A 12,061-nucleotide genomic window follows, 5' to 3' on the forward strand; every position below is an offset into this window, starting at 1 on the left:
TCTCACCGGGACCCGAGGTGTTTTTATGTCCATTGCAACCAGTCTTGATAACGATTTTATATTGCTAAACCACCCTGGGGGTGAGCGTGAAACGTTGTTTGGCGAGGTAGGTAACCTGCTCTATAGGCATGGCTTTGTCGAAAGTACTTATCTTTCTGCCTTAATCAGCAGGGAAGAAAATAATCCGACGGCGATGCAACTGGAGAGAATTGGTGTCGCGATTCCTCATGTGGATGTTGAGCATATTAAAGAGGAAAAACTGGTTGTAGTGACCTGCCCGGAAGGGATTGAATTTAAGCAGGCAGAAGATCCCGATGAAGTTATGTCGGTACAGGTTATATTTTTCCTGCTGTTAAAAGAAAAAGATGCGCATATTGATTTTCTCATGAAAATGATCGGCTTGTTCAGACAAACTGACAAGATGGATGCGATTTTAAAAGCCAGTTCACCTTCAGTGGTGAAGACACTCCTCGAAGAAGTCATTAATTAAAATAGCAACTACACCTGATAAATGTACCCGGAGATTACGATGAACAAGAAAATTATTTTTGCATGTACCAGTGGTATCGCTACTTCCGCCGTAGCAACAGAGAAAGTTGTTCAGTATTGTAAAAGCCAAGGTATTAATGTTGACCCCATTCAGTCAAATATCGGAACTATTGGTAAACAGGACGGTATGGCTGATTTAATTATTGTTACTTCAGCGGTAAAAACCGAACTGACCACCCCGGTTTTGAATGGCCTTCCACTTCTGACCGGTTTTGGTGAAGAAGAGTTACTGGAAAAAATCGTAGCCATCCTTAAAAAATAAAGGTGAGCATGATGGATAAAGTATTTTCCGCAGTCCAGTTTATTCTGGGGCTCGGTCCGACGATCATGTTGCCGATAATTATTTTTATTATGGCAATGTGCCTGCAGACCGGTTTTAGCCGGGCATTACGCTCGGCCCTGACAATCGGTATGGGCTTCATCGGCATCTTCCTGGTCTTTGGTTTACTGGTCGATAGCCTTGGCCCGGCGGCGAAAGAGATGGTTAGCCACACCGGCATTGATTTACCGGTCGTTGATCTGGGCTGGACACCGCTTGCGGCTATTGCCTGGGCTTCACAGGTCGCGCCGTTTGTCGTGCCGATGACCATCGGTATCAACGTACTTATGTTAACCCTGAACTGGACTAAAACGGTCGATATTGATGTCTGGAATTTCTGGCACTTCTCTATGGTCGGCGCCATGGTATATGGAGTTACCGGCAGCTTCTTCTTCGGGTTACTGATTGCCGGCGTGACGGCGGCTATCACCTTTGTGATGGCGGACTGGTGCGCGCCGATGATCCAGAAATACTTCAATCTACCTGGGATTTCACTGCCCACATTGTCGTCCGTCATCTTCTTCCCGATCGGCGTGCTGGGAAATATGGTGCTTGATAAAATCCCTGGTATTAACAAGCTGAATGCTGATCCGGAACAAATCCAGAAACGATTTGGTGTTTTCGGCGAGCCGATGATGTTAGGGGTGATTCTGGGGGCAGGTATTGGTCTGCTGGCAGAATACGACCTGAAAGGTGTGTTGAACCTGGCTATGAGCCTTGGGGCAGTCATGCTGATTATGCCGCGGATGGTAAAACTGTTGATGGAAGGGCTGTTGCCATTATCAGATGCCGTCAGAAGTTTCCTGCGTAAGCGTTATCCAGACCGTCACGATCTTTATATTGGTCTCGACATTGCGGTCGCCGTGGGTCACCCATCCGTGCTGTCGACCGCTCTGTTACTGATTCCGGTTGGGGTGCTCCTTGCCGTTATTCTGCCAGGCAACAGACTGTTACCGTTGGGCGATCTGGCTAATATTTGGGTACCAATATCGATGGTTGTACTGGCCTGTCGTGGGAATATTGTCAGAGCATTTATTATCGGTATTCCTTGTCTTGCTGTGAACCTGTATGTGGCATCAGCGGCGGCGCCGATTCTGACTAAAATTGCCCGAGATATGAATTTCCCCATCAAAACCGATGGTGAAATATCAAGTCTGCTTGATGGCGGTAACCCTTATCGGTTCTGGGCGGTGAAAGTCTTTGAAGGTAATGGAATTGCTTTGGCTCTTATCCCGGTCATATTCCTGTTATGTCTGTGGCTCTATCGTGTAACGAAAAAACAGCTTCAGGCAGAAGAGGCGGCTGAAAATACAGAAGTCTCGACGAGTGATATTCCGCTAGCGAAATAATCCTGCTGATTCTGAGGCAGAGATGTTCTGCCTCAGAATAAAAACAAACTATGTCCCTTGCAAAAAGAAGGGGAGAGTAATGTATACGATCGGAATCGATGTTGGTACGACAAATTGTAAGGTGTGTTTGTTTCAGGTTCCTTCGCTTGATTTAATTGAACAGTATAGTTTCAGAACCGCCAAACTTATTGATGGCGATAATACCGATTTTGACGTCCGCCTGATATGGGAGGGTATTGTCCATGGCCTGAAAACGATAACTGGTAATCGACCCGATGTGACAGATATCCGCGCCGTTGCTGTTGCCAGCGTTGGGGAAGCCGGCGTGTTGCTCGATGAGTATGATAATATTATTGGGCCATCTTTAACCTGGTATGATACCCGGCCAAAACGGCAGCTGGAGAGTATTATTTCGGCTGTGGATGTTGAAAGTATATATGAAATAACCGGTATCCCGGCGCATTCAAATTACAGTATTAATAAAATTAGATGGTTGCATGACAATATTAAAAATGCCGCAGATGGAACAAAGTGGTTGTGTCTTGCCGAATATATTGCCTTTAAATTGTCAGGCATAAAACGCTCGGAGTACTCCCTGGCCTCGCGGACCATGGCATTGAATATCACGGAGAGAGGTTGGGACGAAAAGATGCTGGCCGCGGCCAAACTTTCCCCATCCCTGTTTAGCCCGCTGGTTCATGCCGGAACGTCGATAGGCCATATCACCCCAGAGGTTGCCGGCCTCACCGGGCTGGCGGACGATGTGCAGGTTGCCATTGCCGGGCATGATCATATGTGTGGTTCTGTCGCCGTCGGCTTGAATAACGAAAACCAAATATTGAATTCTACTGGCACCACGGAAGGATTGTTGGTGGTGACCGAGGCCGTCAACAACAGCAGAAGCTTTTTCCGTGCCAGGGTCTCTAACGGGGTCCATGTTTTGCCGGGGCTTCATTCTCTGTATGCCTCGCTGCCTTCGGCTGGCTACGCCATTGAATGGTTCAGAAACCTGTTTGAACTCGATATGCCTGCGTTTCTGCGCATGGTGGATACGCTGAGAAATGAAAAAGATCGGGTTGTTGCAGGCTCACTGGACGGCATTTTTATTCCTCATTTGCGGGGTAGCGGGCCGCCGGACAGGAATACCTGGTCCAGGGCGTTGATTTATGGACTTGATGATAAATCCCGGCCTGAAGACGTTCTGCGCTTCGTTTTCCAGGGCTTGTGTTTTGAACTGAAAAATCTTCTCGATTTGTATGAAACCCTGACAGGGCGCCACTACCCGGTCGTCAACGTCATTGGTGCGGCGTGTAAAAACCCCTACTGGCTACAGCTGAAAGCAAACATTCTGAACAGGGAAATTGTCGCCTGTAATGTCGATGAGGCCGTGAGCAAAGGGGCGGCAATGCTGGCGGCAAAAGCCGTTGGAGTGGATATGGATAACTGTGCCCTTACCGCGCCGGCAGAGCTGAAAAATTATCGGCCAGAGCCTGAGGTTGTCGCACATTATCAGCAAATTTTTAGTCAGGTGTATAAACCGCTTTATGAATCCAAGATGCGTGCTGAGCATCTTTGTTATGGAGTTAGCCAATGAAAGCCAGCGTCTACTACAGCAAAAATGATATTCGATATGAAGATATCGCGGTGCCTGAAATAGGCGATGGCGATATGCTCATTAAAATGCACTCCTGCGGTCTGTGCGGCACTGATATTCATAAGGCGCAGCACCAGACCGTAACGGGGCCTGTTATTCTCGGCCATGAAGTCTCTGGCGAAGTTGTGAAGGTTGGGAAAAACGTGACCCGCTACCGCGTGGGAGAACGCGTGGTAACCGCTATTCACGTTCCTTGTTTTAACTGCCACTACTGCGACAGAGGATATTTTACCCTCTGCGATCAATTTAAAAAAACCAATCTTGAGCCCGGTGGTTTCAGTGAGTTCATTCGTATCCCTCAGCTACACGTTGAGCATCTGACGCATCGAATTGTGGAGCAACTCGACTGGGATCGTGCGGCGATGATCGAACCGGTGGCCTGTTGTTTACATGGTCTGAAATCAGCAAATATCCATGCAAAAGATACGGTGCTGGTATTGGGTTCCGGCACCATTGGCCTGGTCAGCGCACAGCTTGCCGCGCTGAAGGGGGCATCAACCGTCATCGTTTCCGACCTTTCGCGCTTTAAACGTGAACTGGCGTTGAAAATCGGCGTAACCCATGCGATCGACCCGGCGAATGAAGATCTTGAAACGCGGGTAGCTGAAATAACCGATGGGAAAGGGCCCGACGTGGTGATTATTGCGGCCGGCGTGTCGTCATTAGTTTCTCAGGCGGTGAACGTGGTGCGGCGGGGAGGTCGGGTCGTTGTATTCTCGCCATTTGATAAAAACCCGGTGGTGGAAATTGATGCCGGACGCCTGTTCCGGGATGAAATATCCATCGTTGGTACATACTCTCTCACCCCTTACGACATGAAAGAAGCGATTGAGATCGTTGAAAAAGACAAAATCAATACCAGAGAGATGATCACGCATACCTGGCCTCTTTCTCGTCTTGAAGAAGCAATTGAGTTTGCGGCAAATCCTGAAAACGACGTACTGAAAATAATTATTAAATCTGAGGGTTAAGCGGGGGAGCCCCTTCCCGCTCAACGGTCGGGAGGGGGCCGATATGCCACGTAACGCTTTGTTACAGGGAGAACAGGGGGTTGGGCTGAAACTGTGAAGTTGATCATATAGTTAGATTTTTAAAAAACTCTGTATTATCGTAACTTGTTCATACTTGTATACAGATGATCTACACAGGAGAAGCACAACATGAGCACCATACTGAAAGATTCAGAAATTCCGTTGTATATGCAGGTTTCTGAATGGATCCGCGAAAACATCTATAAAGGGGAGCTGGGCAAAGGCGATCGTATTCCTTCTGAGAACCAGATTATGGAAATACTGCAGGTCAGCCGGGGCACCGTAAAGAAAGCGGTCACCATGCTGGTCAATGAAGGTTTGCTGGTCCAGGTTCAGGGGAAGGGGACATTTGTAAAAAAAGAAAATATTTCTTATGCCCTTGGCGAAGGTTTATTGTCTTTTGCTGAATCACTTGAAAGTCAGCATTTGTCATTTACTACTGAAGTTATTACTTCATATATTGAGAAAGCGTCGAAAAGTGTTGCCGAGAAATTAAGAATTGAGCCTGGCGCGCCTATTCTTTACCTTAAACGTGTACGTAGCGTGGAAGGCGAGAGAGTGATGCTGATTGAAAACAGAATCAACATTGCACTCTGCCCTGGAATTACTGATGTTGACTTTAATAAACAAAATTTGTTTCCAACGGTTGAAGAGTTATCTGGTCAAAAAATTGTCTATTCGGAAAGCCGTTATGCAGCAAAAATTGTTGGTAGCGAACGTGGTCATTATTTAGAAGTCAATGAAGATGCCCCCGTTTTGCACCTCGAACAACTTGTTTTCCTTGAAAACAAAATGCCATTTGATTTAGGAAACGTCTGGTTAAAATCAGATAAATATTATTTAGGTACTATTCTTCAACGAAGATAGAGGATAATGCTATGCCATTAGTTAACGGTAAAATCTTGCTGGATCGTATCCGCGAGAAACGTGTACTTGCCGGTGCATTCAATACCACGAATCTGGAAACCACCATCTCGATTCTCAATGCTATTGAGCGCTCAGGGTTACCAAACTTCATCCAGATTGCACCGACCAATGCGCAATTATCAGGCTATGACTATATTTATGAAATCGTTAAACGTCATGCTGATAAAATGGATGTGCCGGTTAGCCTGCACCTCGATCATGGTAAAACTTTTGATGATGTCAAACAGGCCGTACGGGCGGGTTTTACCTCCGTTATGATTGATGGCGCAGCATTTTCCTTCGAAGAAAACATTGCGTTCACCGCCGCTGCCGTTGATTTCTGTAAATCATATGGCGTTCCGGTTGAGGCTGAGCTGGGGGCGATTTTAGGTAAAGAAGACGATCATGTCAGCGAAGCCGACTGCAAAACGGAACCAGAAAAGGTACGGACATTTGTTGAACAGACCGGCTGCGATATGCTGGCTATCTCCATTGGCAACGTCCACGGTCTTGATGATGTCCCGCGTATTGATATTCCGCTGCTGCAGAGAATTGCTGAAGTCTCGCCGGTCCCTCTGGTCATTCACGGCGGTTCAGGAATTGACGAAGATATCCTGCGTAGTTTTGTGAACTATAACGTGGTCAAGGTGAATATTGCCAGCGATTTACGTAAAGCCTTTATTACCTCCGTTGGCAAAGCTTATCAACAGAACAATAACGAAGCCAATCTGGCACGAGTTATGGCATCGGCAAAACAAGCCGTTGAAGATGATGTCTACTCTAAGATTCTTATGATGAATAAAGGGCATCAGTTTCTACGCCAGGCATCCTGAAAATTATTAGAGCTAAGTGAATTATGATTAGACAAAGCGTCAGAGTCGTCAACAGTACCGGACTTCACGCCAGGCCAGCGGCCACTCTTGCCCGGATCGTGAAGAAATATACCTCATCATTAACGCTGGTCAATGAAGGGCGAGAGATTCAGATAAAAGGCATGATGAGTATTCTTGGTGCTGGCGTAAAGGGTAATACCATGATTGATATTATCTGCAATGGCGAGGATGAACATGAGTTAATGAGTGAATTAAAAACTGCTTTCGCTGCGGGCTTTGGCGAAAAAGAGTAATTCACGAAATAAATTATGCCCCTGTATTTTGGGTGAGATTCACATCAGCAACAGAGGCTCGCTTATGCTGCCTCAACGGCTTTCTGTTGTCGTTTCTCACCCAATGGCTCACTCGCTTTATGACTCTCATTCACTTTTTATCCGGGAGTGATGATATGAAAGCATTAAATCTTTATTCGCGACAGGATGTGAGATATGAAGAGACGATCCAACCCGACATTGAAAATGATGACGATGTTTTAATTAAGGTCCAGGTTGCGGGCATCTGCGGCTCCGATATTTCTCGTTTTGGCAAACTGGGATCTTATAACCCTGGGCTGACCTGGGGGCACGAATTCTCTGGTGAAGTGGTGAAAACCGGTCCTGCTGTGAAGGAAGTGAAAAATGGCGATCGCGTGACGGCCTGTAATTGCTTCCCCTGTTTTCAATGCAAATATTGCCAACAAGGGCGCTATTCGCAGTGCATCGATCTCAACGTTCTCGGGGGACATAAAAACGGCGCTTTTGCTGAATATATTGTGGTGCCGTCGCGTAATGTTTTACTTCTGCCTGCGACCATGGATTTTGCGACGGCAAGCTTTATTGAACCTTCCAGCGTAGTGGTACACGCTCTACGCCAGGTCGATATGAAAGTTGGCTGCCGGGTGGCGGTGGTTGGCTGCGGTACCATCGGGCTGCTGGCAGTACAGTGGGCCCAGGTCTGTGGTGCCGGGGAAGTATTTGCTTTTGATACCGATCGAAAGAAGCTCGATATCGCCAAAGAGACCGGGGCCAGAGATGTTTTCTCGGTCGAGGATGAAGGCTATCTGTCCCGTTTTCATGAGCTCACAGAAAGCTCCGGCGTAGATATCGTTATTGAGTCTTCAGGGCATCCCGCGGGGATTGCCAGCGCAATGCTTCTGGCGGCGAAAGGTGGGGCCGTGGTCCTCCTGGGTATTCCTTATGGCGACGTCGCTTTCCCCCGGCTTAACTTTGAGAAAATTATCCGCAATGAAATTAAAGTGCTGGGTTCGTGGAATTCTATTTCAGCGCCTTTTCCAGGCCCGGAGTGGGAAACATCGATTAAGTACCTCAGTTCAGGCGTCATTGATGTTCAGCCTTTAATCACTAAACGCGTCGCGCTTAAAGATGTTCCGGCTATTTTTCCCGGGTTATATCAGCGGGAAACGTTTTTTGTAAAAGTCCTGATTGAGATAGGCGATAGCGCCTGAAGGTATCACGCAATGAGGTTTAAAAGCCCCGTGAGAACACGGGGCTGAGAGGATTAACGCATGGTTACGAACTCTTCCGCGGCCGTCGGGTGAATCGCCACGGTATTGTCGAAGTCCTGCTTGGTGGCGCCCATTTTCAGCGCCACCGCAAAGCCCTGCAGCATTTCATCCATGCCGAAGCCGATACCGTGAATGCCGACAATCTTCTCTTCCGGGCCGACGCATACCAGCTTCATGCGGCACGGCTGGCGGTGCGAGGTCACGGCGGTATACATGGCGGTGAAAGCGGATTTATAGACCTTCACGGCGTCATCGCCATACTGCTCGCGCGCCTGCGGCTCGGTTAAACCGACGGTGCCGATCGGCGGATGGCTGAAGACCACGGTCGGGATATTGCTGTAATCCAGATGCTCTTCCGGCTTGTTGTTGAACAGGCGTTCAGACAGACGACGACCCGCCGCTACCGCCACCGGCGTCAGCTCCACCGCCCCGGTGTTATCGCCCACGGCATAGATCCCCGGCACGTTGGTGTTCTGGAATTTATCCACCACGATATAGCCTTTGTCGTTGGTTTTTACGCCAGCGGCTGCGAGGTTGAAATTATCGGTCTCCGGCTCACGCCCAATGGCCCAGATCAGGCAATCCACGGTCTGACTCCGGCCATCTTCCAGCTGAAGCGTCAGGCTGCCGTCCGCGTTTTTCACTACCGCTTGCGGAATGGCGTGAGTGTGCAGCTGCGGCCCTTCGCTGTTCATCACTTCGACCAGGGTATCGACGATCAGCGGATCGAAGCTGCGCAGAGGCGCATGTTTACGCACGAACAGGTGCGTTTCGGCGCCGAGGCCGTTAATGACGCCAGCCAGCTCAACGGCAATATAGCCTGCGCCCACCACGGCGACGCGCTTCGGCAGGGCCGGCAGCTCGAAGAAGCCGTTAGAGTCGATGCCGTACTCAACGCCCGGAATAGACGGATGGCTCGGACGGCCGCCGGTGGCGATCAGGATATGATCGGCGGTGATCGTTTCGCCATTCACTTCCACGGTTTTAGCATCCACAAAACGGGCGAAGCCTTTGATGACATCAACCTTGTTTTTGCCTAACACGTTGTCGTAGGAGGTGTGGATACGGTCGATATACGCGCTGCGGCTGGCCACCAGTTTGTCCCAGTCGAAGTGGTTAATCGTGGTATCGAAACCGTAGTCCGGGCCATACAGATGAATCGCTTCGCGAATCTGCGCCGCATGCCACATGATTTTCTTCGGTACGCAGCCGACGTTGACGCAGGTGCCGCCCAGATCTTTAGCTTCAATCAGCGCGCACTTCTGGCCATACATTGCCGCACGGTTGATGGAGGCGATGCCGCCACTGCCGCCGCCGATAGCGATGTAATCATAATGTTTGCTCATAGCCTGTATCCTTAGAAGACCTATCCTGGTAGGCCCTTAATCGTTGAATGACCGCGATTGTAGCGCGAGGCGTAAAAGGTTCCACCGATGGCTGTGATTACTCCGGTACGATCCAGCCAACGGTGGCATGTCCGATGCCGGTCGGCGAGAGTTTCTTATGCAACCACGGCAGGACGTTGTTCATCTGCTGTTCCAGCTTCCACGGTGGGTTAATGACGATCATCCCGGAAGCGGTCATGCCGCGCTGGTCGCTGTCAGGACGCACGGCAAGTTCAATCTGCATGATTTTGCGAATGCCGGTCGCTTCCAGATCTTTGATCATGCGCTTAATCTGCGCGCGCAGCACCACCGGATACCACAGCGCATAGGTGCCGGTGGCAAAGCGTTTGTAGCCTTCGTGGATACCGGCCACGACCGCCTGGTAGTCGCTTTTAATCTCGTACGGCGGATCGATAAGAATCAGGCCGCGACGGGACACCGGCGGCAGCTTCGCTTTCAGCTGCAGGTAGCCATCGGCTTTTTCCACGCGGGCACGGGCATCTTTTTGAAATTCCGAACGCAGCAGCGGAAAATCGCTCGGGTGCAGTTCGGTCATTTGCAGGCTGTCCTGCTCGCGCAGCAGCTGGCGGGCGATCAGCGGAGAACCCGGGTAGTAGCGCAGCTGGCCGCTACGGTTGAAATGCTGGATGACGGATATGTAGGCTTCCATCTCGGCCGGCAGGTCGTCCTGCTGCCAGATACGGGAAATGCCTTCCAGGTATTCACCCGTACGTTCGGCGTGCTCGCCGCTCAGCTGATAGCGGCCCGCGCCGGCGTGAGTGTCCAGATAGAGAAACGGTTTTTCTTTCTCTTTCAGCGATTCAATGATCAGACTCTGAACGGTGTGTTTAAGGACGTCGGCGTGGTTGCCTGCGTGAAAGCTGTGGCGATAACTGAGCATGGATGCAGAGATTCCGGGAATTAAACAAGATGACCGATAGTTTACCGCAGATCCGTACAGATTACCGCTGTAGCGCCGCGCTGTTTCAATGGGGTCAAAAGCGTTGCAAAACATGACTGCGTCATAAAAATGTCAAATATCAGCGCTAGCGTCGCGTGAAGGCAAGGTAATTGTTTGAATAAAAGGAAAAATAATGAAATTGCAAATCACACTCCTGACCTCAGCGTTGATCCTGGCGCTGCCGGCTCTGGCGAAAGAGGTTCCGCTGAACCAGGCGGCAGCGATCGCCGGTAGCGTGACGCCAGCGGCGGCCAGCCAGGCGTTTGACGATCTTGAAGGTCAGACGCTGGCGCAGCTGCGCGCTGCGCTGAAGGGCGATGCCGCCACGCTCACCCGCGGTCAGCTCGCGCACGCAAAACAGAATAAAACCCAGGCGAATAAGGCCTGGCTGAAGGCCAGCGGCTACGATTTCCAGGAGAAAGCGAATCAGCAGGCGGGTATCGCGCTGCTTGCCGCCTTCAGCACGCTCCCGGATTCGGTGGTGAAGGATAACCTGGCTACGGTGACCGCAATTAATCGCGATGCGACGCAGGCGACCCGCCATCAGGCGCTGGCAGATGCGGAAGGGATTAGCTATCTCTATTTCCTCAGCGATGCGCTGGGTCCGCGGCTCGGCAAAGCCTTCCTCACGGCCTACGACAAAGGTGAGCTGGGTAAAGCGGCGGCGCTGATTAAGGCCAGTGAAGTCAGTACGGGGGCGGCGAAAAAGCATTATAACAATCCGCGCCCGTTCCTGATCCAGGGCAATACCATTCATCTGGTGCCGGACGATGTGGTGATAAAGGACAACCAGCCTTACACCGCCGACGGAGGTTCCTTCCCCAGCGGACACACCAACACCGGCTACACCGATGCGCTGCTGATGGCGGAAATGATCCCGGAGCGCTTTGATGCGCTGGTGACCCGCGGCGCGCGCTACGGCTATTCCCGCATCGTGCTTGGCGTACATTACCCGCTGGATGTGATGGGTTCGCGGATGGTGGCGCAGCGTAATGTCGCGCATTACCTCAACGACGCGAAGTATCGTGCGTTGTTCAATGAAGCGCGCGATCAGCTGCGGACGGCGCTGGAAAAAGAGTGCGCGACCTCACTGGCCGAGTGCGCGAAGCCGGCCGGAAAAGATGATCCGTACCGCGACCCGGCGATGAACGCATTTTACGCGTTCACCATGACCTACAACCTGCCCCAGCAGAAGGGGGAGAAATCAGCTCTGACGGTGCCGGAAGGCGCAGAGGTTCTGCTGGAGACCGCGCTGCCGCATCTGTCCGCCGCCCAGCGCCGGGCGCTGATGGTGAAAACCGCGCTTCCGGCGGGTTATCCGCTGTCGGGCGAGACCGCCGACCAGCAGTTCTGGCAGCGGGTGAATCTGCCGGCGGCATATCAGATGGCGCAGAAAGCACATTAATCCAGCTTCCCGGTTTGCAGGATGACAATGTCCCCGGCCCATATAGCCGGGGAAAACCGGCGCGAGTCAGACCAGCACTGAGCGCAGCGCTGTTTTGCTTGTCAT

12 protein-coding genes are annotated in these 12,061 nt (G+C 50.8%); 10 read left to right on the forward strand and 2 right to left on the reverse strand.

Annotated features, from left to right (window positions below; all coding sequences use genetic code 11):
- Positions 1–25: 25 nt before the first annotated feature.
- From AC007G_RS14730 to AC007G_RS14770, 9 genes are all read left to right on the forward strand, one after another.
- Positions 26–490 carry a PTS sugar transporter subunit IIA gene (locus tag AC007G_RS14730; RefSeq protein ID WP_032690355.1) on the forward strand — a complete coding sequence of 155 codons (465 nt, stop codon included), beginning with the start codon at positions 26–28 and terminating at the stop codon, positions 488–490.
- A 39-nt stretch (positions 491–529) separates the two neighbouring features.
- Positions 530–811 (forward strand): PTS sugar transporter subunit IIB, encoded by a 282-nt coding sequence (locus tag AC007G_RS14735; RefSeq protein WP_032690356.1) that lies wholly within the window; start codon positions 530–532, stop codon positions 809–811.
- Between the two features lie 8 nt (positions 812–819).
- On the forward strand, positions 820–2,217 hold the full coding sequence (locus AC007G_RS14740; RefSeq protein WP_049267930.1) for a PTS galactitol transporter subunit IIC: 1,398 nt from the start codon (positions 820–822) through the stop codon (positions 2,215–2,217).
- Positions 2,218–2,296: 79 nt separating this feature from the next.
- Positions 2,297–3,811 (forward strand): FGGY-family carbohydrate kinase, encoded by a 1,515-nt coding sequence (locus AC007G_RS14745; protein ID WP_047663557.1) that lies wholly within the window; start codon positions 2,297–2,299, stop codon positions 3,809–3,811.
- On the forward strand, positions 3,808–4,842 hold the full coding sequence (locus tag AC007G_RS14750; RefSeq protein WP_032696953.1) for a zinc-binding dehydrogenase: 1,035 nt from the start codon (positions 3,808–3,810) through the stop codon (positions 4,840–4,842). The genes AC007G_RS14745 and AC007G_RS14750 overlap by 4 nt, the downstream gene beginning before the upstream one ends.
- Positions 4,843–5,031: 189 nt before the next feature.
- Positions 5,032–5,769, forward strand: a complete 738-nt coding sequence (locus tag AC007G_RS14755; protein WP_032690359.1) for a GntR family transcriptional regulator — start codon at positions 5,032–5,034, stop codon at positions 5,767–5,769.
- 11 nt (positions 5,770–5,780) lie between these two features.
- The gene (locus AC007G_RS14760) at positions 5,781–6,641 is read left to right on the forward strand and encodes a class II aldolase (RefSeq protein ID WP_032690360.1); all 861 of its coding nucleotides are present in this window, start codon (positions 5,781–5,783) and stop codon (positions 6,639–6,641) included.
- A gap of 23 nt (positions 6,642–6,664) precedes the next feature.
- Positions 6,665–6,934: an HPr family phosphocarrier protein gene (locus AC007G_RS14765; protein ID WP_032696952.1), complete on the forward strand. Its 270-nt coding sequence runs from the start codon at positions 6,665–6,667 to the stop codon at positions 6,932–6,934.
- Positions 6,935–7,089: 155 nt separating this feature from the next.
- Positions 7,090–8,145, forward strand: coding sequence for a galactitol-1-phosphate 5-dehydrogenase (locus AC007G_RS14770; RefSeq protein ID WP_073554349.1), 1,056 nt, complete (start codon positions 7,090–7,092; stop codon positions 8,143–8,145).
- Positions 8,146–8,198: 53 nt separating this feature from the next.
- On the opposite strand, the gene gorA is transcribed toward AC007G_RS14770, so the two are convergent.
- Both gorA and AC007G_RS14780 read right to left on the reverse strand, forming a co-directional pair.
- A complete protein-coding gene (gorA, locus tag AC007G_RS14775; RefSeq protein ID WP_032690363.1) occupies positions 8,199–9,551 on the reverse strand; it encodes a glutathione-disulfide reductase in 1,353 nt (450 codons plus the stop codon).
- Between the two features lie 97 nt (positions 9,552–9,648).
- Complete coding sequence (locus tag AC007G_RS14780; RefSeq protein ID WP_032690364.1) at positions 9,649–10,491, reverse strand: 23S rRNA (adenine(2030)-N(6))-methyltransferase RlmJ; 843 nt, start codon at positions 10,489–10,491, stop codon at positions 9,649–9,651.
- A 193-nt stretch (positions 10,492–10,684) separates the two neighbouring features.
- On the opposite strand from AC007G_RS14780, the gene AC007G_RS14785 reads away from it, so the two are divergent.
- On the forward strand, positions 10,685–11,956 hold the full coding sequence (locus AC007G_RS14785; protein WP_142630292.1) for an acid phosphatase: 1,272 nt from the start codon (positions 10,685–10,687) through the stop codon (positions 11,954–11,956).
- The last annotated feature ends 105 nt before the right edge of the window (positions 11,957–12,061 follow it).

The organism is Klebsiella sp. CSG-1 (assembly GCF_056521145.1).

Bases quoted from the DNA above. Each gene is read 5' to 3' on its own strand.
- AC007G_RS14730 (WP_032690355.1), top strand. From the start codon at position 26: ATGTCCATTGCAACCAGTCTTGATAACGATTTTATATTGCTAAACCAC.
- AC007G_RS14735 (WP_032690356.1), top strand. From the start codon at position 530: ATGAACAAGAAAATTATTTTTGCATGTACCAGTGGTATCGCTACTTCC.
- AC007G_RS14740 (WP_049267930.1), top strand. From the start codon at position 820: ATGATGGATAAAGTATTTTCCGCAGTCCAGTTTATTCTGGGGCTCGGT.
- AC007G_RS14745 (WP_047663557.1), top strand. From the start codon at position 2,297: ATGTATACGATCGGAATCGATGTTGGTACGACAAATTGTAAGGTGTGT.
- AC007G_RS14750 (WP_032696953.1), top strand. From the start codon at position 3,808: ATGAAAGCCAGCGTCTACTACAGCAAAAATGATATTCGATATGAAGAT.
- AC007G_RS14755 (WP_032690359.1), top strand. From the start codon at position 5,032: ATGAGCACCATACTGAAAGATTCAGAAATTCCGTTGTATATGCAGGTT.
- AC007G_RS14760 (WP_032690360.1), top strand. From the start codon at position 5,781: ATGCCATTAGTTAACGGTAAAATCTTGCTGGATCGTATCCGCGAGAAA.
- AC007G_RS14765 (WP_032696952.1), top strand. From the start codon at position 6,665: ATGATTAGACAAAGCGTCAGAGTCGTCAACAGTACCGGACTTCACGCC.
- AC007G_RS14770 (WP_073554349.1), top strand. From the start codon at position 7,090: ATGAAAGCATTAAATCTTTATTCGCGACAGGATGTGAGATATGAAGAG.
- gorA (WP_032690363.1), bottom strand. From the start codon at position 9,551: ATGAGCAAACATTATGATTACATCGCTATCGGCGGCGGCAGTGGCGGC.
- AC007G_RS14780 (WP_032690364.1), bottom strand. From the start codon at position 10,491: ATGCTCAGTTATCGCCACAGCTTTCACGCAGGCAACCACGCCGACGTC.
- AC007G_RS14785 (WP_142630292.1), top strand. From the start codon at position 10,685: ATGAAATTGCAAATCACACTCCTGACCTCAGCGTTGATCCTGGCGCTG.